Raw genomic sequence first — 21,981 nt, forward strand, 5'->3', positions numbered from 1 at the left:
GAATGGCCTGCGCTCTTTGCTCACGACGTCACAGGGGGGTGAGTCACGAGGGGTTGAGTCACTAGGGATTGTAGCCGAGCGCGGAGGCGCCGGGCAGCATGGCGCGCGTATCGGGCAGCCCGCCGGTCTCGGAGAACCCACTCTCCGAGCTTGCAAACGTCTCCTGGTCCCGCGTCGTCGTCACCGCGACTTCGGTCGCGTCACGCGTCTTGGGCCCCGGCACCGTGATGCGTTCGGACGCGAGCGTCCCGTCCGACGGGCGCGGCGAGAACGGCTGCAGCTGCGGCCTGAGGAACGTGGGGCAGCGCCCGAGCGGATCGATGCGCTGCTGGGCCGTCATCACGGCGTTGACGACATAGCGGCGCTCGCAGACGGCGACGGCCGGCGGCACGCGGTTGATCTCGAAGAAATCGTAGCCCTGCTTCAGCGTCGACCAGAACGTGTACCACTTGTGCTTCTTGAAGCGGTCGAGCTTCTCTTTGGTCATGCGGAATGGGAACGCGTGCACCTGGAAGCTGGTCTGTCCGCTGCGGAAGGCGTCGCGCGCGAGACCGTAGATTTCCTCGGCCAGCGCATCGGTCATGGCGTAGCAGCCAGCGGACTTGCACTTGCCGTGCACCATCAGCGCTTCGCCCGTGCGTCCGTGCGCGCGGTCGTAGGCGTTGGGGTAGCCGATGTTGAAGGCCAGATAGAACTTCGAATTCGGGTTCATCTGGGTTTCGGAGATCGAATAGAAGCCCTCGGGCGCCTGCATGTCGCCCTGCACCTCCTTGGGACCAAGGGCGCCGGACCAATTGCAGATCGGATAGGTCTTGAAGTGGTAGAAGCGGCCGTCGTCGCGCATCTTCCAGACTTCGAGTTCGGACTCTTCCTTGAAGATCCGCACGAAGATCGGCGCGCTGGTGCTCATGCCCTTCTTGCCGAGCAGCGAAACGGTCTCGGGAGCCAGAGGCTGTTCGGAGGGAGGCAGGATCTCGGGCAGGCTGCCGCACGCGGCCAGCACGCCACCCACGAGCCCGGCGCAGAGCGCGAGCTTCAGTCGAGAGACGATCCTGTCAGCGAGGATGCTTAGACGCACACGCTTTCCCCCTGGCGCATACGAACGACCATCCGTCCGAACCCGTAAAGATTTCATTAACGTTACGGATTTCCCAATTTTTTCAGTGTGACGGCGCGATTGTCAAGCGTGCCAGCGGAATACGGCGTCGTTACGGCCAGCAAGCTGTGGAGGCCGGGTGACACGTCGATTGTGCGATAGTGAGGCGCGCCTACAACTGACGCCCGATGTCGAGGAAGCGGTCGTGCCGCAACCGTCTGATCTCGACCGGAGATTTGTCGTCGAACTCGGCCAGCGCCTTGGCGATGGCGTCGCCGGCCGTCTGGATGGCGAGCGTGCGGTCCCGGTGGGCGCCGCCGACCGGTTCGCGGATGATGACGTCGATCACGCCGAGCGTGTCGAGGTCCTGTGCCGTGATCTTCATGTTCGTGGCGGCGTCGATGGCCTTGGCGGAATCGCGCCACAGGATCGAGGCTGCCGCTTCCGGCGAGGCCACGGTGTAGATCGAATGCTCGAGCATCAGGATGCGGTTCGCCGACGCGATCGCGACCGCGCCGCCGGACCCGCCCTCGCCGATGATGACGGTGATGATCGGAACGCCGACCGCGAGGCATTTGTCAGTCGAGCGCGCGATGGCCTCGGCCTGTCCGCGCTCCTCGGCGCCGATGCCGGGATAGGCGCCGGCCGTATCGACCAGCGTGATGATCGGAAGCCCGAACTTGTCGGCCATCTCCATGAGGCGCACGGCTTTGCGATAGCCCTCGGGACGCGCCATGCCGAAGTTATGGCGGATGCGCCCTTCCGTATCGGAGCCCTTTTCGTGTCCGATCACGACGACCGAGCGGCCGCGGAACCGGCCGAGCCCGCCCATCACTGCTTCGTCCTCGGCGAAATAGCGGTCGCCCGCGAGCGGCGTGAAGTCCTCGATCAGCTCTTTGATGTAATCCAGGAAGTGCGGGCGCTCCGGATGGCGCGCCACCGCCGTTTTCTGCCACGGCGTGAGTTTGCCGTAGGTGTCGACGAGCGCCGCCTTGGCCTTCTGCTCGAGCTTTTTTATTTCCTCGGAGATCGACACGCCTTCGCCGCCCTCGAGCGCTTTGAGCTCGGACACCTTGCTCTCGAGCTCGGCGATGGGCTTCTCGAAATCGAGATAGGTTCTTACAGCGATCGGGCGATCAGACTTCGTAGGTTCCAAGGATAGGCCTCATCCTGCCGCGGGACTGCGTTCGGTCGGAAATATTGGAAAGTCGGGGCACGTTGACCCTTCCGCCGATTTTCTGTCAACCCCTGCCCGTTTCTTCGTAAACGAAGCGCCAGGCCGTCCTCGGTGGCGGCCCGGACGGCCGATCCCGGAAAATCCGCCAGTTTCAGCCCCGAAGCACGCCGAATGGACAGGCTGGGCGTTCCGCTGGGGTGGTCAGCTCCCGTCCTTCGCCAACGGATGATGCTCGGTCACGAGCCGCTTGAGGCGCTCTTCCAGCACATGCGTGTAGATTTCAGTGGTCGAGATGTCGGCATGGCCGAGCAGGCTCTGCACGGTTCTGAGGTCCGCGCCGCGGTCCAAAAGGTGACTTGCGAAGGCATGCCGCAGGACATGCGGCGAGACGCGGTCCGCGTCGATCCCGGCGGCGACGGCGGTCTCCTTGAGGTCCTGCGCAAACCTTTGTCGCGTGAGGTGGCCTTCCTCGGCGCGCGAGGGAAAGAGGTAACGCGTCGCGACCACCGCCGCCACGCCGTCCTCGGGCTGAGAGCCGAGCGCGAGATAGCGGTCGAGCGCAGTGCGGGCTTTCGAGTTGAGTGGCACGAGGCGCTCGCGCCCGCCTTTCCCGCGAATGGTGAGCAGGCGCGGATCGCCCTTCAGCACACTTCGAGGAAGCGACACCAGCTCGGAGACACGCAATCCCGTCGCGTACAGCATTTCGAGCAGGCAGTGGTGGCGCACGGCGCGCACGAGGTCGCGTCCGCTGAGGCCGTCCGTCGCGTGCGACGCCGCCTCGATCAGCCGGTCGACCTCGTCGACGGACAGCGTTTTCGGAAGCGGGCGTCCCTTGCCCGGCCCGGCGATGCCGTCCGCCGGACTTTCACGCACGGCGCCTTCCGCTTCGAGAAACCTGTAGAGCTGGCGCACGGCCGAAAGCCGTCGCCCGCGCGAGGCGGGCTTCAAACCGGCCACCGAAAGCTCGGAGAGATAGCGTGACACGTCGGCCTTCTCCGCTGCCGTCACGCTCGCGTCGGATCGGTCGAGGAAGGCGAGATAATCGGCAAGGTCGCGACGATAGGCATCGAGCGTGTTGGTTGCCGCGCCGCGCTCTGCCGCCATCATTTCGAGGAAGGCCGTTACATGGCGCTGGTCGTCGCTGCTCATGATTGGTCCCTACAGACTAGGGAGGGATCCGCGCAAGTATCACGGGCATTCCTCCCCCCTGGTGGGGGAGGATAGGAGGGGGGGATTGCAGAACGGTTGTTGTTGGGGTTCCCCCCACCCCTAACCCCTCCCCACGTCGAGCCGGAGGCTCGCCTCCGGCGAGATGGGGAGGGGAAAGATGAGGTGTCCCATCCCTCTCGGATCGTCGTCATTGGCTGACCGCGCGCGGCCAGGCGGCGAACAATCCCTCCACCGCCAGTTGCCGCGCTTCCGCGTCGAGGCCGGCGCGCTTCAGGGCGCGCAGCGAATCCCCGAAGGCGATCATGTGTGCGCCTTCCGCGCCAGACGGTCCGATCGCGCGCAGCACGAGCAGCACCGTTCGGCCGAACTCCTTCTTGCGGGAGGCCTCCGCCAGTTCCGACAGCACGCCCGTGTCCGGCAGGTGACCGCCGGCCGGTTGTGGCGTGCGGCTGGCCTGGTCCCACAGCGCCATCGGCACGGACATGCCGAGCGCATCGAGCGCCGTCGTCAGCCGATGCAGCAGTCCCGCATCGAAGCGGCCGGCATGCGTCATCGCTTCCACGGCCGCGAGGCCGCCGCCGCGATCCGCGCCCGCAGACGGGTCGGCGAGATCGGCCAGCACGATCCAATGCGCCAGTGGTTGCGGGGCGGCCGGGTTCAGGCTGTCCGACGAGCCGCTGAAGCTCGCCCACCGGCGCGCCGCGTCGAAATTTCCCGACGCAATGCTGACCTCGATGGCCGTTTCCGCGAACCACCCGATCTCGGGCACAGGTTCGAGCGACTGGGTCGGATCCGCCATCAGCTGCAGGGCCGGCCAGTAGAGACCGACGCGGCGGGCCTCGTCGAGAAATGCGCGGATGAGGCGCGCTTTTTTGACGGGCGTGCGCTCGTGCTCGGCAGAATTGAGAAGCGTCGCCCGCTCGATGGTGCCCGCGTCTCCGCCCGCGCCCGGCGCGCGGTAGAGCGGCAGCAAGCCCTGTGGCGCAAGAATATGAAGCTGAGCCGCCGCCTCACCCGCTGCGAGCCGGACATCCGGGGCCGTGCGCGGATCGTGCGCGAGCGCGGCCAGCAACGCCGGTGACGCTGCTTTGATCAAGCTGTCGCGCTCCAAGCCGCCCTTCAGCGCGCCGATCCGGTAGTCGAGCGGCGAAAGCTTGACGCCGGAGGGAATACCGGGCGCGACCCCGGCCGCCGCGGCGTCGAGAAGATCGGCGCCGGCCGAAGTCGAGAGTTCGAGATCGCGCAGCAGGCTGGCCTGCAAGGCGGCGCCGTCCGCGTCTCCACGCACGAGCGCGCAATACCCGCTGATCAGCAGCGCATCCGCCTGGATCGGTTTCGGCAGCGCCGAGCGGACCGCGAGCAGGCCCTTCGCGATTTCACACCCTCGTTCGGCATTGCCGAGACCGATCTCGCTGCGCGCCGCGAGCGCCATCAGCAGGGGATCTTTCCCCGCGGCCGCGTCGCGCGCGAGCACGGCGGCTGCCTCTTCGATCAGGCCGGATTGGTCGAGCGCTTCCACGCGCAGCGCCGTGAAACGCGCGGGGCTGGCACCCGGCGTCGCGACATCTGATGCGATCAAGCGCCGCCACAGCCCGTTCAACGTGCGCGAGCGCGGCGGCAGTTCGAGCTGGGCGATGGCCTCGGCAAGCTTGTCGGGAGAAAGCCCGCTCCAGAGTTCGTACGGCAAGCCCGAGCCGTCGGGAGAAATGACGGGGTCCAGCTCTTCGCGGATCACGCCGCGCGCGGCATCTTCAGACGCGGCGGGCGGAGCGAGGTCTTCACGCGAGAAGGTCGAACCGCCGGCTTGCGCAGGACCGCCGAGCAACGGCCCGGCAGCGGCGGCAAGCGCCAGCAAGGAAACGGTGCGGCCAACGCTCACGAAGGCGAAATGGCTCTGCGCGCGCATCGGCCCGGACACCCTCATGCTCTTGCAGGGATCATGATCGGTGGCTCATGGCGCATCGGTGGCTCGTCACAGCTTGCGAATTTTGACGCCGGGCACGACCTTAACCACCTCGTGCCGTTCTGGCTCGAACTGGTGGGCAAGAACATACAATCCCGTCGACACCAGCGCCACCAGCGAGCCGGTGGAGATGAGGAAGCGGAAAAGACTGGGCATGGGGAAAGATGTCCCGATCAGTTTGTCGGCGGAGCGGAAATAGCAACGCAACCACCGATATATCCTCAACAAGAGAGAACATTGCGCCAGCAAGAGAGAACATTGCGCCGCATTTTTGGCAACTGGCCAAACTTGAAGTATGAGTGCGCGTAAGACGCAATGGCCCGCGGCGGCGCCAGATCCGTGACGTGATCCGTGACGCACGAACCTCGGCCGGAAGACAGATACGGGATGGACCAGGAAAAGGATACGATCGAAACGGTGCGCCGGGCGCTTGGGCGGAGGTCGCTCGTGCTGGTCGGGCTGATGGGTTGCGGAAAGTCGTCCATCGGCAAGCGGCTGGCCGCGAGGCTGGGCCTCCCATTCGTCGATGCCGACGAGGAAATCGAGCGGGTCGCGCAGAAGTCGATCAAGGAAATCTTCAATGACCACGGCGAGGCCTTTTTCCGCGACCGCGAGGCCAGGGTCATCGCCCGCCTGCTGTCGGCGGGCCCGCAGGTGCTGGCCACGGGCGGCGGCGCGTTCATGATGGCCGATACGCGCGCCAAGATTCGCGAGGACGGGCTGTCGATCTGGCTGCGTGCCGAGTTGCACGTGCTCTTGCGCCGGGTCGGCAAGCGGGACACGCGCCCGCTTCTGAAAGGAGACGCCGAGGGCGTGATGCGCAGCCTGATGGACGCGCGCTACCCGGTTTATGCCGAAGCCGACATCACGGTCGAAAGCCGGGACGTGCCGCACGACACCATCGTGTCGGAGATCATTACGGCGGTCGCGAACCACCCCTCGTTGGCGCAATCCCCGTCGATCTGATAGCTGTGGATGCCGCAGAACTTGTAGCTGAGAAGATGAACGCCCGATGCCGACCCTAGCCCACTCCCTGGCCGCCACGACGCGCGCGAGCCGGACCGTCAATGTCCCGCTCGGCGACCGCGCCTATGACGTCCTGATCGGGCCGGATCTGCTCGCCGAGGCGGGCCGGCTCATCGCGGGCCGGCTGGGCAAGGCGCGCTGCGGCATCGTCACGGATGAAAACGTAGCCAATCATCACCTCGCCGCTCTCGAAGCGAGCCTGCGCGCCGAGGGCCGCCACAAGGGCTCCATCGTTCTGAAACCCGGCGAGCCGACGAAAAGCTTCCGCGAACTGGCGCCCCTCTGCGAGCGCCTGCTCGAGCTGGGTCTGGAGCGCGGCGATCTCGTGGTCGCGTTCGGCGGCGGCGTGATCGGCGATCTGGCCGGCTTCGCCGCGGGCGTCCTGCGCCGTGGCGTGCGCTTCGTGCAGATCCCGACCTCGCTGCTGGCCCAGGTCGACAGCTCCGTCGGCGGCAAGACCGGCATCAACACGCCCCAGGGCAAGAACCTGATCGGCGTCTTCCATCAGCCGTCTCTGGTGATCGCCGACACGGACGTTTTGAAGACGCTCGCGCCGCGGGAAATGCGCGCGGGCTATGCCGAAGTCGCGAAGTACGGCCTGCTCGGCGACGCCGGCTTCTTCGGCTGGCTGGAGCAGGCGCACGACGGCATCTTGTCCTACGATCAGGAAACGCTGGTGACGGCCATCGAGACCAGCGTGAAGGCGAAGGCCGCCATCGTCGCGCGCGACGAGCACGAGACCGGCGACCGCGCGCTCCTCAACCTCGGCCATACGTTCGGCCACGCGCTCGAAGCCTGGACCGGCTATTCGGATCGCCTCCTGCATGGCGAGGGCGTCGCCATCGGCATGTGCCTGGCGTTCCGGTTCTCGGAAAGCCTCGGCCTCTGCCCCGCGGGAACGGCCGAACGCGTCGGCAATCACATCAAGGCGGTGGGCCTGCCGTCGCGCATCTCGGATATTCCCGGCGGCAAGGCCAGCGCCGATGAGCTGGTGCGCCTCATGGGCCAGGACAAGAAGGTCAAGGATGGCCGGCTGACGTTCATCCTTGTGCGCAACATTGGCGAGGCGTTCGTCTCGCGCGACATCGACGAGGCAAGCGTCCGCGCATTCCTGGAACGCGAAATCGAAGCCGCCTAGACGCTCGCGAAAATCTGGATTGTCACGTGAGTATCTCGGTATCCGGCCACGTTCGTTTGGTAGAGCCCGTTTGGTAGGTAAATGACTCTCGAAATCGGCCTCCTGATTTTGGCGATCATCGTCCTGATCGCCATGAGCGCGTTCTTCAACTTGAGCGAGACCGGGCTCACCGCGGCCTCACGGGCGCGCATCCACGCGCTGGAACTGGACGGCAACCCCAAGGCGAAGCTCGTCAACAGGTTGCTGGCCTCGCCGGAGAAGTTCATCGGCGCCGTTCTCATCGGCAACACGCTCGTCGATGTCCTCGCGGCGGGCCTCGCATCCACCCTCGCCATCCGCATGGTGGGCGAGGTCGGTGTCATCTACGCCACCGCCATCGTGACGCTGCTGATCGTGATTTTCGCAGCCGTGCTGCCGAAGACCTACGCGCTCGCCTACTCGGAACGCGTCGCGTTGTTCGTCGCGCCGTTGATGCGGGTGCTCATCGCTGTGCTTGGTCCGGCGACGCGCGCCATCGAGCTGGTCGTTCGTTGGATCCTCTCCTTTACGCCGTCCGACAAGGACGACCGGGCCAACATTCTTGCGGCCCGCGAGGAGATCCGCGGCGCCATCGATCTCCAGACGAAGGAGGGCATAGTTGCCCGCCACGATGCGCACATGCTGGGTGGCGTGCTGGATCTCGGCACGCTCGAGGTGTGCGATATCATGATCCATCGCACCAAGATGGAAACCTTCGACGCCGCCGAAAGCCCCCAGGTGATTATCGACGAAGTGCTGCGCTCCCAGTACACGCGCGTGCCGATCTGGAAGGACGAGCCGGAAAACATTGTCGGCCTGCTCAACACCAAGGATCTGCTCGGCGCGCTCGCGCGCTCCAATTGGGACGTTTCCAAGCTCGACATCATGAGCATCGCCGCCGAGCCATGGTTCGTTCCGGACACGACCACCCTGAAGGACCAGCTGCAGCAGTTTCTGAAGCGCAACGCCCAGATGGCGATGGTCGTGGACGAATACGGCGAGGTGCAGGGCCTCATTACGCTCGAAGACATCCTGGAAGAGATCGTCGGCCAGATCACGGACGAGCACGACACCGCCGACCTTCAGATCCGCCCCCAAACCGACGGCACGATCAACGTCGACGGCACGGTCCCGATACGCGATCTCAACCGCTCGATGGACTGGGACCTGCCCGACGACGAGGCGACGACCATTGCCGGCCTCGTGGTCCACGAAGCCCAGATGATCCCGGAGCCCGGGCAGGTGTTCACGTTCCACGGCTACCGCATGGAAATCCTGCGCCGCAGCCGCAACAAGATCGCGGCCGTGCGCATCAAACGGCTCGGCCCTCAGGAGACGACGACGCTGGGAAAGCCCGCCGCCCGGGGAACGGCGCCCGCGATCGAACATAAATGATTGTCGGCTGAATCATCATGAATTCAGCGTGAGGCCGCCATAATCCCTCGCCAGACTTCTCCCCTGTCAGCTTGCGGAGAGTTGGGATGCAGGAAACGGCCCGTCCTTATGATCTTGTCATCGTCGGCGCATCGTTCGCGGGGCTGGTTGCCGCCCGGACGGCGGCGATGCGCGGCCTCAGCGTCGCAGTGCTGGATGCCAAACCCGAAGCCGGCCATCGCGTTGCCACCACGGGTGTCCTCGTCAAGGAAGCGGCCGACGAAATCGACATTCCGCACACGCTGACGCGGCGCGTCCACGGGGTGCGTCTCTACGCCCCAAGCCGCCGCTCGATCGATCTTTTTGCGCCGGGCAGCTTCTTCCTCACCACCGACACGGCGAACGTGCTGCGCTGGCTGGCCAACGAAGCGATGCGCGCCGGCGCCAAAATTCTCTATCGCGCGCGCTTTGAAGGCGCTTCGCGCGAGGCTGGTGTGTTTCGCTTTCACGGCCTCAACATCGCGGCCCGCTATATCCTTGGAGCGGACGGCGCCCGGTCGGCCGTGGCGCGCGCCTTCGGCCTCGGCCGCAACACGCGGTTTCTGACCGGCATCGAGGTGGAATACGAAGGCCTGACGCGCGCCGACCCGCGCTTCCTCCATTGCTTCCTCGATTCCAAGCTCGCGCCCGGCTACCTGGGCTGGGTGGCGGCGGGGCCATCCGTGACGCAGGCGGGCCTGGCTGTGGGTCCCGGCCGCCGGCCGGATCTCAAACGCTTCCTGGCCGCGACCGAGCCGGTCTTCGGGTATTCCGAGGCGCGTGCCGTCGAACGCCGGTCGGGCCGGATTCCCGCGGGCGGCCTCGTGTCCCCGTGGTCGACGGATGGGGTAATGCTCGTCGGCGACGCGGCCGGGCAGGTCTCTCCCGCAACCGGCGGCGGCATCAAGCTCGCGTTCGAACTGGGCCGGCGCTCGGCGCAGCTTATCGCCGATCACCTGCAGGATTTGGGCGCCCCGCCCCCCGTCGCCCTGGCGCCCGAGCTTCCCGCCTTTGCCGCCAAGAAGCTGATGCGCACCGCGCTCGACATGGCCCCGCCCAATCCGCTGATCGACCTGGCGCTCGCGCTGCCGCCGATGCGCTGGCTCGCGCAACATGTTTATTTTCACAGGCGCGGCGGCAAGGGCCTGAGTTTTGCCGAGTTCGAGGCCAAACTGATGCGCAACGGGGCGGCAGAGACGCGGCCTCAGCCCACGCTTTCGCCGGGTGCATAAGTCGAAAGCGCGAGCGCATGGATGCGGCCCGAAAGCTCGTCCGCGATCGCCTCGTTGACCATGCGATGGCGGCCGACGCGCGAAACGCCTGCAAAACGGGGTGAGACGATGAGAATCCGGAAATGGCTCTCGCCGGTGTCCGGCGACGAGCGATGCCCCGCGTGCAATTCGCTTTCGTTCACGATGTCGAGACGGGTCGGTTCGAGGGCAATCATGAGCTTTTCGCGCAGGCGCGCTTCCGCAGACATTGAACGTCCTTTCATTGAGAGGCGGGCGGATCGAGATGTGGCAACTCCGCTGCCGCGTGCGGCTTGTGCCGCAGGGTCGGGCGGACCATAATCCCAGCCATGAAACTCAATTCGAAATACTTCGATTCGATCCGCGTCGGTCCTAAACGCGCGGCCGATGAGAAGTCAAAGCAACAGTACCCCCGCTGCCAGTGGAAGGGGTGTGACCGCCCGGCTCCCCACCGCGCGCCGATGGGCCGTGGCCGCGATGGCGAGTATTTCGCGTTCTGCGTCGATCATGTGCGCGAATACAACGCGGCCTACAACTATTTTGACGGCATGAGCGATGCCGAGGTGAGCGACTTCCAGAAGGACGCCATCACGGGCCACCGGCCGACCTGGAAGGTGGGTGCGAACTCGTGGGCGCACGGCACCACTGAGGGTACCAAAACCGGAGGCCAGGCCGGGATCGGAGGCTTCAACGAGCACGATCCGCACGGCTTGTTTGCCGAAGCCGCGCGCAAAGGCCGCGAGGAACCCGTCGAGCGCCGTCGCGTCCTGAAGCCGATCGAGCGCAAATCCCTGGATCAGCTCCACCTGACCGAGACCGCGTCGAAGACCGAAATCAAGGCGCGGTTCAAGGAGTTGGTTAAGCGCCACCATCCTGACGCGAACGGCGGCGACACGCGGTCTGCGGACACATTGCGTGAAATTATCCAAGCCTATAACTATCTGAAGAAGGCGGGTCTCGTCTGAGCCGGGACGACGGCGAGCCGGCGGCTTGCTATGCCGGATCGGACCTCCGCCAAACCACCCTGGGCCGCTTTGCCATTGGCGAAGACCTGAGCGCCCTGAACCAGCCCGTCCGAACCATGCCTCGGATGCTTCAATTGCCGATTTTAGGGTCTCAATGCGCGCGCAAACAAGCACTGCTCCGGCCGCTGGCCTCCCCGATATGAAGGTTTCGGTTCGTCAGGTGTTCGGGATCGATTCCGATCTCGAAGTCCCGGCTTACTCCACGGCGGAAGACCACGTGCCGGACCTCGATCCGGACTACCTCTTCAATCGCGAGGTCACGCTCGCGATCCTGGCCGGCTTTAAGTACAACCGCCGCGTCATGATCCAGGGCTATCACGGCACCGGCAAGTCGACCCACATCGAGCAGGTCGCCGCGCGCCTCAACTGGCCGTGCATCCGCGTCAACCTCGACAGCCACGTCTCGCGCATCGATCTCGTCGGCAAGGATGCGATCGTCCTCAAGGACGGCAAGCAGATCACCGAATTCCGCGAGGGCATCCTGCCGTTCGCGCTGCAGTCCAACACCGCGCTCGTGTTCGACGAGTACGACGCCGGCCGCCCCGACGTCATGTTCGTCATCCAGCGTGTGCTCGAAGTGTCGGGCCGCCTGACGCTGCTCGACCAATCCAAGGTCATTCGCCCGCATCCGGCCTTCCGCCTGTTCGCCACCACCAACACCATCGGTCTCGGCGACACGTCCGGCCTCTACCACGGCACGCAGCAGATCAATCAGGGCCAGATGGACCGTTGGTCGATCGTCGCGACGCTCAACTATCTGCCGCACGACGACGAGGCGCGCATCGTCCTGTCGAAAGTGAAGTCGTGGGGCAAGTCGGAGGCCAAGCGCAAGGCGGTCTCCAGCATGGTCCGCGTCGCCGACCTTACGCGCCAGGCCTTCATCAACGGTGACCTCTCGACCGTCATGAGCCCGCGCACCGTCATGACGTGGGCGGAAAACGCCGAGATTTTCAACGACATCGGCTTCGCCTTCCGCCTGACGTTCCTGAACAAGTGCGACGAGCTTGAGCGCCCGCTGGTTGCGGAGTTCTATCAGCGCTCGTTCGGAGAAGAGTTGCCGGAGAGCGCGGCCAACGTTGCGCTCGGCTGAGGCGGGAAGCGTGGTGTCTGCCGCCATGGATGAGGATCGCGAGCGTCGCGAGGAACTGATCGCCGCCGGTTATACCGACCGGCGCGGGGCGCTCCTGTTCTCGGCCCTGATGACGGCGGTGGGCGCGGCGCTGGGATCGGTGGTATTCGCCATTTTGCTCCTCTTTCTCGTTCCCGGAAGCTCCGAGACGTGGGCCACTCTTGCCGGCGCCCTCTCCGGCGCGCTGATGGGCCTCGCCCTCGCGTTGCTTAAAGTTCGTCAAGGCAACACCGAAGCGCGCGAACTGGTCGAAGACAAGGAATGGAAGCGCATTCTCCGGCGCGAGCGCGGCAAGTCTCTATGACGCAAAATCCGAAACGCAAGGAAGCGCCGTCCGAGCCGTTGAAGCGTGTGCTCGGCCTCGCCGTGCGCGCCATCGCCGGCGACGGCGAGATCGAAGTCACGTACGGCGGCGGCAAGCCCGCGCTTGAAGGCAAAGTGGTGCGCTTGGCCGAGCCCTCGCGCATGCCGACCGCGGGCGAGATCGCCGTCCTGCGCGGCTGGGCCGATAGCCTCGCGCTCACGGCCGCCTGCCACGATGAAGGCCTGCACCGGAAGTTGGCGCCGCCCGCCGGTCCCGCCCGCGAGGTGTTCGAGGCCATGGAGCGCGCCCGCGTCGAGGCGGTGGGCGCCAATCGCATGAGCGGCATGGCCGACAATCTCGCCGCCAAGTGCGAGGACGAATACGGCCACGGCCGCTTCGACCGCATTTCGGACCGCGCCGACGCTCCGCTTGGCAACGCGCTGGCGCTGCTCGTGCGCGAACGCCTGACGGGACGCGCCCCGCCCGCCGCCGCACGCGCGCTGGTCGACGTCTGGCGCCCGCACATCGAGCAGTGCGGCGAACAGGTGTTCCGGCGCATGAAGGACATGGCCGAGGATCAGGAAGCCTTCGGCCGGCTCGTCCGCGACCTTCTGCAGTCGCTCGACCTCGCCGAAAACCTCGCCGAGGGCCAGTCGGAAGACACCGAGGAAACGACCGAGGAGGAGCCGCTCGGCGGCGAAGCCGAGGCCGAGAGCGAAGAGGACGGCGCCGAGGGCGGCGAGCAGGACCAGGAGCAGGACAAGACGGAAGGCGAGGCTGGTGAGTCGACCAGCGCCGCCGAGCTTCCCGATCGCGATGATTTCGAGAGCGACGATGGGGACCCCGAAATGATCGAGGCCACCGAGCCGTGGCGTCCCAACACCTCGGTGCTCGATGATCCCGAGCACTTTGGCTACAGGGTTTATACCCGCGCCCACGACGAGGAAGTCGCCGCCGATCAGATCTCGACGCCCGAGGAGCTGGAGCGCCTGCGCACCTTCCTCGACAAGGAGCTGAAGGCGCTCGCGAGCGTCGTCGCGCGCCTGGCCAACCGCCTCCAGCGCCGCCTCCTCGCACAGCAGAACCGCGCCTGGGATTTCGACCTGGAGGAAGGCGCGCTCGATGCCGCGCGTCTGACCCGCATCATCACGGACCCGATGCACGCGCTCTCGTTCAAGCGCGAACGCGACACCGATTTCCGCGACACCGTCGTGACGCTGCTGCTCGACAATTCGGGATCGATGCGCGGCCGCCCGATCATGGTTGCGGCCTGCTGCGCCGATATCCTGGCGCGCACGCTGGAGCGATGCGGCGTCAAGGTCGAGATCCTCGGCTTCACGACCCGCGCCTGGAAGGGCGGACAGGCGCGCGAGGATTGGCTCGCCGCGGGTAAGCCCGCAGCCCCCGGCCGCCTCAACGACTTGCGCCACATCATCTACAAGACGGCCGATGCCCCTTGGCGCCGCGCCAAGCGGTCGCTCGCGCTCATGATGCGCGAAGGTCTCCTCAAGGAGAACATCGACGGCGAGGCGTTGGCCTGGGCCTACCAGCGTTTGATGGCGCGCCCGGAGCAGCGCCGCATCCTGATGATGATCTCGGACGGCGCGCCGGTGGACGATTCCACGCTGTCGGTGAACTCCGGCAGCTACCTCGAGCAGCATCTGCGCAAGGTGATCGAGGAGATCGAAACCCGCTCCCCGGTCGAACTCATTGCCATCGGCATCGGCCACGACGTAACCCGCTATTACGCGCGCGCGGTGACGATTTCGGATCCGGGTGAGCTGGCCGGCGCGATGACGGACAAGCTCGTCGAGCTGTTCGAGGAAGAACCGAAGGCCCAGCCGAACGCAGGGCGTCGCCGGCCCCGCCGGGTCAACGCGAAAGCGCCTTAAGTCTGCGTCACATACATAGTCTAGGGTCTGCGATGGGATGCTGATGAACCGACTTTCGCCGGTGTTCGCAGGTCGGTGCACACGACGCGTGTGCGCGGCTGCCGCAAGCTTGCTCGGCGCCGGAGCGATGTTCTCCGCGTTGCCGGCGGCGGCCCAGTGGAAGCCCGAAACGGCCAGCCTCGCGACCCAGCCGATCGAGGTCAACGCCCACCGGATCGTAAACTTTTCGAAAAACGGCACGCCGTTCGTCAACGCCCGTCTCGCGTGGCGCGGCGGTCTCGTGCTGACGTCGCCGTCCAAGAATTTTGGCGGCTGGTCCGGCCTGGCGCTGTCGCGCGATGGCGCGGATCTGGTGGCCGTCTCCGACTCGGGGCTCTGGATGACGGCACGCGTCGCCTATGACGGCGAGCGCCTTCAGGGCCTGCGCTCGGCGCGCATCGGCGCCCTTCAAACGATCAAGGGCAAGCCGCTGACCCGCCAGCGCGACCGCGATGCCGAGGCGATCGCCATCGCCAGCGGATCGCCCACCAAAGGCACGGCCTATATCGCCTTCGAGCAGCACGACCGCATCGGGGTGTTTTCCCTCTCGGAAAAGGGTCTTTCGCGGCCGAAATCCTATCTCGCGATGCCGAAGGAAGCGGCGCGCATGCGCATGGACGGCATCGAAAGCCTGACCGTGCTCGCCGGTGGACCGCGCCAGGGTGCGCTCGTTGCTTTCGCTGAAAATCCATTGCGCGGCGAGACGCAGCATCGCGGTTGGATCTGGATCGGTGGCGAGCCGCGCGGCTTCACCGTGGCCGGCCTCGGCGGGTTCAGCATCACCGACGCGGCGAGCTTGCCCGATGGCAGGGTGCTGCTGGTCGAGCGCCGCTTCCGGTGGCTGGAGGGCCTGCGCGTCCGCCTGCGCCTGATCCCGGCCGACGCAATCAAACCCGGCGCAATTGCCACTGGCGACGTTCTCCTTGAGGCCGACACTGCTCAGGAGATCGACAACCTCGAAGGGCTCGCCGTCAGCGAAAACGCAGCCGGTGAAACCATTCTCACGCTCATCTCGGACGACAACTTCAACCGCTTCCTGCAACGCACGGTGCTGCTGCAGTTCGCCCTCACGGACGAGCCCGAAGCCAACGCGGCAAGCAACGCTCCGGACGCGGCGATCAAGCGCTGATGCTGACGCGCGCCCAAAGCCAATCGGCTTAAGTCATGAGAGATTGCGTAGAGAAGCGGCCTGCCAGCCGGCCTACATCGGCGAGCCGATGACGAGCGTCCAGAACGATTTGAACTCGGTCTTGGGATCCTGCACGAGGGCGAGGCCCATCTCGCTCGCATCCGCGAGCAGGAGGTTCTTGTTGTGGCCCGGGCTTTCCTTCCAGCCCCTGAGCACTTCCTTGAACGAAACCTGGCCCGTGCCGACGTTCTCAGCTGCCAGGCGCGGCTTGTAGCCGGTGCGCTTCACGCGGTCCCAGGGATTGGAGCCGTCCGAGCCGTAGTGCGAGATGCGGTCCCACTTCGCGAGATCGCGGCTGTGCCCTTTGGCGGCCTCCGAGAGCGTCTCGTTGAGCCGCAGCGGCTTGAGCCCGTTCTCGTGGCGGTATTGATTGATCATGTCGCGCGCCATCGCGGGATCGAGACTGGTCGACGAATAGTCGCGATCGGCGAGCGCGCCGGCAGGCGCCTTTTCGTAGGTTCCAGATGGCGCCTTGTCGGGCGAGAAGGCGGCGACCTGCGTGCCCTTCGCCGCGGCGCGAGGTGCAGGCTCGATGGAGCCGGTCGAGGTCGACTCCCGCGACCCGCTCATGGGATCGATGGAGGCCGTCGAGCCGAGATCGTTGAATCCGGAGGAAATGCCACCCGTATTGAGGCTGCAGGCTGAGAGGCCCACGCCGACGGTGGCGGTGAGGAGAATTCGAAGGGCGACGCGATACATTCCCGTAACTCCCGCAGGTGGACGCGCGGTTCTGAGAGCGACCATCGCAGTAACCAGTTAACCCGGCGTTAAGACTAACGGGGAGACCCCCAGGAGGCGGGAACGGATCGGAACGGTGCCCGGCGTTATTTGACGAGCGATGCCCGAACGGTACGTGCCCCTGAACCCAAGTCTTATGTTGCCAATGAACGTGTCGCGAATACGGCGCGCCGGCGTCAAAACGCGGGTGTTGTATGGCCCCGCGGTCGAAGGTTAACGTGCGGCCAGCTTAAGCATCTGCAACTCGGCAAAATAGCGCGCGGCGTGGTCCGAGAGACTCTTGGAAGTCCAAGCACTCTCCCGCAAAGTGTCTGAATCGAGCCGGTGATTCGTGCGTCTGGCTTTCCCCCTCTCAAAGGCCCACCGAGAAGGAGGCGTGCGAAAATGTCGGCGCTCAGCAGCGGTGCCTCTATGGCCGCGTCCCGTCGTGGACGCGCGACGGCCGTCGGCCACCTGATCCTGGTGCGTGTGTGCGCGACCGGCGGCGCGACCCGCGCCGAGGTCATCGCCGACCTCGCCCCCTTGTTCTCGCACAAGCTTTCGCCCGCCGACTGGCGCCGCCTCGCGGAAAAAGAGATCGGCCAGATCGTCGCCAACAGCCTCGCCCTCGAGGACAAGACCCGCCTCGCGCCGACGGAGACCGGCCTCCGCGCCGCGGCCCGTTACCTGGGCCTCAAGACGCTCGAACAGACGTCATGGGACGAACTCCGCGACATCGGCCTGATTGCCAAGGGCCTGGGTCTCGAAAAGGAAACGCCGGCGCGGCAGAAGCAGCTGGCGCGCATCGACGGCCTGCGCACCATGATCGTCCAGAAGGCCTTCGGCCTGTCGGTCAAGAAGAACGCCCCACCGACGAAGCTGCGCGCTCAGCTCGCCGTGCTGGCGCTGGAGCGCGCTTTCGGCAACCGCATCAAGGCCGGCTTCGGCAAGGGGTCGTCGCTCTCCGCCAAGGCCGGACGCCTGCTCGCGGGCCAGCTGTCGCAAAACCCGCGCGCGTTCGCGACCGACGCCAAGCTGATCGCGGAACTCGCCGCCGAAAATGCCGGCGCGCGCGACGCCACGCTCGAAGGTCTGCGCACCGGCGTGCTGCGCAGCCTCGGCGCCCGCGCTCTCGAAGCGGGATCGGCCGAGCTGCCGAACCCGGACGAGCGTTCGGCAATGCCGGTTCGGGTCAGCGAGCCCGCCCCAGCGATGGCGGCGGCCGCAAACGACGCCGCACCGGCCAAAGCTCAGCCAAAAGCCTATCGCCCGGATCTTGGGCAGTTCGCCACCGCCGTAAAGGCCGCGGCCGCGGCGCGCGCCGAGGGCTGGCCAGGCAGCCGGAAGGCGTTTATCTCGCACGTATGGGATGCGATTCGGACGACCGAGCCATCCTGGCAGGTCTCCGAGATCGAATTTAAATGCATGCTGGCCGAGGCGCACCGTCTTGGCGCCGTTGTTCTGGCCAACGCCGACCTCAAGGACAAGAAGTCCATCAAGGACCTCGAGAGCTCGGCCGTTCCTTACAAGAATACCGTTTGGCATTTCGTTCGGGTCGAAGACTAGGACTCCCGTTCAAGGGAGCCGTTTTTTTCTTCTGTAGGAAGCACATCTATTCAAGGCCCTAGGATTTTTCCGCGATTCATTCCTTAGTCGGAGAGATTGTGGCCGGCCGTTACGATTCGCGTTGGAGACCGTTGACGCATGCAGCAGGACGTCGTCGAAGCCGGGGCATCGGATAAGCTGTCCCAGGCTTTTGAGCACAGCATCACCTGGGAGGACGACATCTGGCGGGCCGATCCCGTCGATGTGCCTGCCGTGCATGCGAAGGCGCGCCGCAAATTCAATGATCTCCTGCGCGAGATCACGACCGGCACCCGCCAGGGCGCCGCCACGCAGTCGCGCATCCTTTTGTTTCATGGCCAGTCCGGTGCCGGCAAAACGCATCTTCTCCGCGCCCTCCGCACGACCGCGCATCGCGAAGGCCGGGCCTATTTCGGCTACGCGCAGATGACGCCCGACGTGTCGAACTACGCCGACTACTATCTCCGCCGCATCGTCCATTCGCTGGAAAAGCCCTACCATCCCGACCACGACGGTGAGACGGGCCTGGCGCGGCTGACCGCGCGTCTCGTGACCGATTCCGAGGTGTTGTCCGCTAAGCAGCTCGAAGAGCTCCGCGAAGGATCGCTGTCGGACGAAGCGCTTGCCGCGCTTGTGCTGAGGCTCGCCGACGAGATCGTGGCCAGCGCCAAGTTCCGCGAGCTCGAACTCGACATCAACATCGTCCGCGCCTTGCTCTATCTGGAGCGCAAGGACCCGCGCATCGACCAGCGCGTGCGCCAATACCTGTTCGCGCGCCAATTGACGCCGCTCGCCCATCAGGCTGTTGCTGCGCTCGACCCCAACACCGGCGAAGATCGCGCCTTCGAGATCATCACCGCGCTGGGCACGCTGATGTGGACCGTCGAGCGCGCGGCGTTCGTGTTCTCCATCGACCAGGTCGAAGACCTGCGCTTCTTCGACGACGCCGAAGACCGCTTCCAGAAAGCGGCGCGCGATCTGATTCAGATCGCCAACCGGCTCCCGAATGCGATCATCATCATTTCGGTGCTGGAAGACTTCTACGGGCAGGTGCGCGGCGTCCTCGCGCAGTCCTATGTCGACCGTATCGAGAAGTCGGGACCCGTGCCGCTCCTCGAGACGCGCACGCCCGAGGAAGCCCGCCTCATCATCGCCAAGCGCCTGGAGCATCTGGCCGACCAGGGTGACGGTCTGGGCTTCCCCGATCCGGCGCAATACTTCGGCCCCGAATTCTTCGAAGAGTTCGGCGGATTGTCGACGCGGCGTCTTCTCGAGCACGCGCAAAGCCGCCTGCGCGACAAGACCTCGCCGCAATCCGATGAAGAGCCAGCCGAACAGGGCAACTGGACGTCGACGCTGGCGTCCGTACTGGGCGGCATCTTCGGCAACGCCGACACGAACAGCGACAACGCCGCGCGCCCGCTGTCGCCGACCGTCGACTATCGCGACGCCTGGGAGCGCTTCCAGAGCGCGTCGGAAGCCGAAATTCCGTCCGACGAGAACGAGTTGATGGACGTGCTGACGTCCGCGCTGTCGCTGGCCCGCGACGAGTGGGGTGGCGCGATCAAGCTCACTGTCGGCCGTCTCGAAATCTCCGACGAGGTGCCGGGCGTCGACGTCCGCATCAATCACAAGTCCGGCCACATGAGCGAGCTGCGCGTGTTCCTGTGCAATCGCCCGACGCAGGGCGGCGGCTTGAAGCGCCAGCTCGACAAAGTCATGCCGATGATCGCCGGCAAGAGCTGCATGATGCTGCGCGCCAGCGACTATCCGCCGAACAAGAAGAACCAGACCGCGCAGGCCTTCCGCAAATTCCGCGAGGGCGGCGGCCGCCTTTTCACCATCCCGATCCCCGAGTGGGAGCGGATGATGACCGTGCGCGAGTTCCATGCGCACTATCGCAACGACCCCGGCTTCCAGGCCTGGTTCGAGGACGCCAAGCTGCTCTCGAACATCATCCCGATCATCAACATCCTGCGCCTCGATCTGCTGGGCCGCACGCTGCCGCGCACAGTTCGCGAGCCCGAGCCCTTCGCTGAGATTGCCGCGCCGTCTGCCGCCGCGCCACCGGCTGTGCGCCGCGAGAACAACGCGCTTCTTCCCCCGCCGTGGTCGCTCAACGGCGAGTCCGACGAACCGCTGCCCGCCAACGACGACGAGTTGCCGCTGTCGGTCATCCTCGACGAAACCGGCTCCAACGGAACGAGCATCTTCGCCGGCCGCGAGACCGGCGGGCGCGGCAGCAAGCCGATCACGCTCAACATGAACGTGCTGAAGCGCCATGCCGCAGTGCTCGGCGGATCGGGCTCCGGTAAGACGACGCTCGCCCTGTGTCTCATCGAGCAGCTTCTGCTCAAGGGCATCCCGGCCGTTCTGATCGACCGCAAGGGCGACCTTTGCTCCTACGCCAACCCGGATGTCTGGCGCGCCAACGACGACGAGTTCGGCGAGCGCCGCGGCGAGCGCGAAAAGCTGGCCGACGCGATCGACGTTGCCGTTTACACGCCCGGCCGTTCGTCAGGTCGCCCGATCTCGATCACGCTTCTGCCGAACGGCATCAACGAGCTTCCGGAGCACGAGCAGCAGCTGCTGGCCAACCTGTCGGCAGCCGCCCTCGGCGACATGCTGCATCTCAAGAACTCGGCCACGCACCAGAAGCAGTCGGGCACGCTCTCGGTGGCGCTTCGCATTCTGGGCTCCCGCCACAGCCGTGAAGTGACGCTGGGCGACCTCATCAACTTGCTCGAGGACGAAGACGCTGAGCTCACCGACCTGACGCAGCGCATGGACCCGTCGGGACGCATCCGGCGCGATCTCGTCGCCCAGCTCGACAGCCTCCGGCATCGCAACTCGGCGCTCTTCGAGGGCGGTGGCGAAAGCCTGCGCATGGAAAGCCTGCTCGGCCTCGGGCCCTACGCCCGCGACGGCCGCACGCGGCTTTCGATCATTTACACGGGCTTCCTGGGCGACAACGAGAACATCCTGTTCTGGGTCTCGCAGTTCCTGTCCGAAGCGCTGCGCTTCTGCCAGCGCAATCCGAACGAGGAGCTGCAGGCCGTCGTCATGTTCGACGAGGCCGATCTTTACATTCCCGCGAACGCCAAGCCGGCGACCGCCGAGCCGCTGCAGAGCCTGCTGAAGCGGGCGCGCTCCGCCGGTCTGGGCCTCATGCTCGCGACCCAGTCGCCGGGCGACCTCGACTACAAGAGCCGCGATCAGATCACGAGCTGGTTCATCGGCCGCGTCCGCGAAGACACGGCGCTGCGCAAGCTCAAGGCGGCCTTCCAGAGCGAAAGCGGCCTCGACCCGGCCGCCGTGCTTCCCGGCCAGACGGTCGGCGAATTCCATCTCGTCCAGGAAGGCCTGGTCCGGTCGATGAAGGCGCAGCGTTCGCTCATCGAGGCGGAGCAGGTGCCGTTCGACCGCATCGAGCAGCTCGCGCACGAAACGAAGGGGCAGGACGAGCGCCAGCTTCGCCTCTTCGATGCCCTGCGGTTATCCACGGCTCGGAAATCCTGACAGGGATAACTTGCGTGGCAAAAATGCCACAAATCTCAAATGTTTCGCCGCGACGGGCGTTGCGTGAGCCGAAAATCGGTTGACGGATGCGTTGAGCGCGTTCGCGCAAAGCATATGAAAAATCTTCAAAAAAAATCGTTCTCAAATTCAAATCGCAGCGCAACATAAAACCCCTCGGCGCTGCGAAACAAGATTGTGGCCAAATTTGGAAAACCCAATGAAGGAAATATTCTCTTGTTGTATTATCTCCTTGTTTCGCGGGTGAGGGGTCCTCGCGAAGCACTGGAATGCACCGGCGAAGAGTGGGCGGCTTCAAAGGTGGGCGAGTTGTG

At 65.6% G+C, this 21,981-nt stretch carries 18 protein-coding genes; 11 read left to right on the forward strand and 7 right to left on the reverse strand.

The window, feature by feature from the left end:
- Positions 1-61: 61 nt before the first annotated feature.
- The 5 genes from ACTIFK_RS14215 to ACTIFK_RS14235 form a co-directional block, all read right to left on the reverse strand.
- A complete protein-coding gene (locus ACTIFK_RS14215; protein ID WP_439543734.1) occupies positions 62-1,078 on the reverse strand; it encodes a L,D-transpeptidase family protein in 1,017 nt (338 codons plus the stop codon).
- 190 nt (positions 1,079-1,268) lie between these two features.
- Positions 1,269-2,252, reverse strand: coding sequence for an acetyl-CoA carboxylase carboxyltransferase subunit alpha (locus ACTIFK_RS14220; protein WP_439543735.1), 984 nt, complete (start codon positions 2,250-2,252; stop codon positions 1,269-1,271).
- 222 nt (positions 2,253-2,474) lie between these two features.
- The gene (locus tag ACTIFK_RS14225; protein ID WP_439543736.1) at positions 2,475-3,422 is read right to left on the reverse strand and encodes a site-specific tyrosine recombinase XerD; all 948 of its coding nucleotides are present in this window, start codon (positions 3,420-3,422) and stop codon (positions 2,475-2,477) included.
- A gap of 208 nt (positions 3,423-3,630) precedes the next feature.
- Entirely contained in the window at positions 3,631-5,349 is a 1,719-nt protein-coding gene (locus tag ACTIFK_RS14230; protein ID WP_439543737.1) for a hypothetical protein, read from the reverse strand.
- A 66-nt stretch (positions 5,350-5,415) separates the two neighbouring features.
- Positions 5,416-5,562, reverse strand: a complete 147-nt coding sequence (locus ACTIFK_RS14235; protein ID WP_439543738.1) for a hypothetical protein — start codon at positions 5,560-5,562, stop codon at positions 5,416-5,418.
- A gap of 291 nt (positions 5,563-5,853) precedes the next feature.
- Here ACTIFK_RS14235 and ACTIFK_RS14240 point away from each other — a divergent pair, with 291 nt between their 5' ends.
- The 4 genes from ACTIFK_RS14240 to ACTIFK_RS14255 all read left to right on the forward strand — a co-directional run bounded on the left by ACTIFK_RS14240 (position 5,854) and on the right by ACTIFK_RS14255 (position 10,233).
- Positions 5,854-6,372, forward strand: a complete 519-nt coding sequence (locus tag ACTIFK_RS14240) for a shikimate kinase (RefSeq protein WP_439543739.1) — start codon at positions 5,854-5,856, stop codon at positions 6,370-6,372.
- Between the two features lie 46 nt (positions 6,373-6,418).
- Positions 6,419-7,570: a 3-dehydroquinate synthase gene (gene aroB / locus ACTIFK_RS14245; protein ID WP_439543740.1), complete on the forward strand. Its 1,152-nt coding sequence runs from the start codon at positions 6,419-6,421 to the stop codon at positions 7,568-7,570.
- An 81-nt stretch (positions 7,571-7,651) separates the two neighbouring features.
- The gene (locus tag ACTIFK_RS14250; protein ID WP_439543741.1) at positions 7,652-8,983 is read left to right on the forward strand and encodes an HlyC/CorC family transporter; all 1,332 of its coding nucleotides are present in this window, start codon (positions 7,652-7,654) and stop codon (positions 8,981-8,983) included.
- An 86-nt stretch (positions 8,984-9,069) separates the two neighbouring features.
- Complete coding sequence (locus tag ACTIFK_RS14255; protein ID WP_439543742.1) at positions 9,070-10,233, forward strand: NAD(P)/FAD-dependent oxidoreductase; 1,164 nt, start codon at positions 9,070-9,072, stop codon at positions 10,231-10,233.
- On the opposite strand, the gene ACTIFK_RS14260 is transcribed toward ACTIFK_RS14255, so the two are convergent.
- Positions 10,206-10,481 (reverse strand): BolA family protein, encoded by a 276-nt coding sequence (locus ACTIFK_RS14260; RefSeq protein ID WP_439543743.1) that lies wholly within the window; start codon positions 10,479-10,481, stop codon positions 10,206-10,208. The genes ACTIFK_RS14255 and ACTIFK_RS14260 overlap by 28 nt on opposite strands.
- Positions 10,482-10,580: 99 nt before the next feature.
- Here ACTIFK_RS14260 and ACTIFK_RS14265 point away from each other — a divergent pair, with 99 nt between their 5' ends.
- The 5 genes from ACTIFK_RS14265 (at position 10,581) to ACTIFK_RS14285 (ending at position 15,769) form a co-directional block, all read left to right on the forward strand.
- On the forward strand, positions 10,581-11,216 hold the full coding sequence (locus tag ACTIFK_RS14265; protein WP_439543744.1) for a J domain-containing protein: 636 nt from the start codon (positions 10,581-10,583) through the stop codon (positions 11,214-11,216).
- A gap of 154 nt (positions 11,217-11,370) precedes the next feature.
- Positions 11,371-12,366: a cobaltochelatase subunit CobS gene (cobS, locus tag ACTIFK_RS14270; RefSeq protein WP_439543745.1), complete on the forward strand. Its 996-nt coding sequence runs from the start codon at positions 11,371-11,373 to the stop codon at positions 12,364-12,366.
- Positions 12,367-12,379: 13 nt separating this feature from the next.
- Positions 12,380-12,709 carry a hypothetical protein gene (locus tag ACTIFK_RS14275; protein ID WP_439543746.1) on the forward strand — a complete coding sequence of 110 codons (330 nt, stop codon included), beginning with the start codon at positions 12,380-12,382 and terminating at the stop codon, positions 12,707-12,709.
- On the forward strand, positions 12,706-14,601 hold the full coding sequence (cobT, locus tag ACTIFK_RS14280) for a cobaltochelatase subunit CobT (RefSeq protein WP_439543747.1): 1,896 nt from the start codon (positions 12,706-12,708) through the stop codon (positions 14,599-14,601). Before ACTIFK_RS14275 ends, cobT begins: the two co-directional genes overlap by 4 nt.
- A 43-nt stretch (positions 14,602-14,644) precedes the next feature.
- Positions 14,645-15,769: an esterase-like activity of phytase family protein gene (locus ACTIFK_RS14285; RefSeq protein WP_439543748.1), complete on the forward strand. Its 1,125-nt coding sequence runs from the start codon at positions 14,645-14,647 to the stop codon at positions 15,767-15,769.
- Positions 15,770-15,841: 72 nt separating this feature from the next.
- On the opposite strand, the gene ACTIFK_RS14290 is transcribed toward ACTIFK_RS14285, so the two are convergent.
- Positions 15,842-16,528 carry a CAP domain-containing protein gene (locus ACTIFK_RS14290; RefSeq protein WP_439543749.1) on the reverse strand — a complete coding sequence of 229 codons (687 nt, stop codon included), beginning with the start codon at positions 16,526-16,528 and terminating at the stop codon, positions 15,842-15,844.
- A gap of 423 nt (positions 16,529-16,951) precedes the next feature.
- Between ACTIFK_RS14290 and ACTIFK_RS14295 the strand changes: the two genes are divergently transcribed.
- Both ACTIFK_RS14295 and ACTIFK_RS14300 read left to right on the forward strand, forming a co-directional pair.
- Positions 16,952-18,112, forward strand: a complete 1,161-nt coding sequence (locus ACTIFK_RS14295; RefSeq protein ID WP_439543750.1) for a hypothetical protein — start codon at positions 16,952-16,954, stop codon at positions 18,110-18,112.
- Between the two features lie 138 nt (positions 18,113-18,250).
- A complete protein-coding gene (locus ACTIFK_RS14300; RefSeq protein ID WP_439543751.1) occupies positions 18,251-21,649 on the forward strand; it encodes a helicase HerA-like domain-containing protein in 3,399 nt (1,132 codons plus the stop codon).
- The last annotated feature ends 332 nt before the right edge of the window (positions 21,650-21,981 follow it).

Origin of the sequence: Hyphomicrobium sp. (genome assembly GCF_051860585.1) — a bacterium.
Lineage (GTDB): Bacteria > Pseudomonadota > Alphaproteobacteria > Rhizobiales > Hyphomicrobiaceae > Hyphomicrobium_C.

Excerpts from the sequence above, each read along its gene's own strand:
- ACTIFK_RS14255 (WP_439543742.1), top strand. The coding sequence starts at position 9,070 with ATGCAGGAAACGGCCCGTCCTTATGATCTTGTCATCGTCGGCGCATCG.
- ACTIFK_RS14260 (WP_439543743.1), bottom strand. The coding sequence starts at position 10,481 with ATGTCTGCGGAAGCGCGCCTGCGCGAAAAGCTCATGATTGCCCTCGAA.
- ACTIFK_RS14230 (WP_439543737.1), bottom strand. The coding sequence starts at position 5,349 with ATGCGCGCGCAGAGCCATTTCGCCTTCGTGAGCGTTGGCCGCACCGTT.
- ACTIFK_RS14300 (WP_439543751.1), top strand. The coding sequence starts at position 18,251 with ATGCAGCAGGACGTCGTCGAAGCCGGGGCATCGGATAAGCTGTCCCAG.
- ACTIFK_RS14285 (WP_439543748.1), top strand. The coding sequence starts at position 14,645 with ATGAACCGACTTTCGCCGGTGTTCGCAGGTCGGTGCACACGACGCGTG.
- ACTIFK_RS14290 (WP_439543749.1), bottom strand. The coding sequence starts at position 16,528 with ATGTATCGCGTCGCCCTTCGAATTCTCCTCACCGCCACCGTCGGCGTG.
- ACTIFK_RS14250 (WP_439543741.1), top strand. The coding sequence starts at position 7,652 with ATGACTCTCGAAATCGGCCTCCTGATTTTGGCGATCATCGTCCTGATC.
- ACTIFK_RS14295 (WP_439543750.1), top strand. The coding sequence starts at position 16,952 with ATGTCGGCGCTCAGCAGCGGTGCCTCTATGGCCGCGTCCCGTCGTGGA.
- ACTIFK_RS14265 (WP_439543744.1), top strand. The coding sequence starts at position 10,581 with ATGAAACTCAATTCGAAATACTTCGATTCGATCCGCGTCGGTCCTAAA.
- ACTIFK_RS14235 (WP_439543738.1), bottom strand. The coding sequence starts at position 5,562 with ATGCCCAGTCTTTTCCGCTTCCTCATCTCCACCGGCTCGCTGGTGGCG.
- cobT (WP_439543747.1), top strand. The coding sequence starts at position 12,706 with ATGACGCAAAATCCGAAACGCAAGGAAGCGCCGTCCGAGCCGTTGAAG.
- ACTIFK_RS14225 (WP_439543736.1), bottom strand. The coding sequence starts at position 3,422 with ATGAGCAGCGACGACCAGCGCCATGTAACGGCCTTCCTCGAAATGATG.
- cobS (WP_439543745.1), top strand. The coding sequence starts at position 11,371 with ATGCGCGCGCAAACAAGCACTGCTCCGGCCGCTGGCCTCCCCGATATG.
- aroB (WP_439543740.1), top strand. The coding sequence starts at position 6,419 with ATGCCGACCCTAGCCCACTCCCTGGCCGCCACGACGCGCGCGAGCCGG.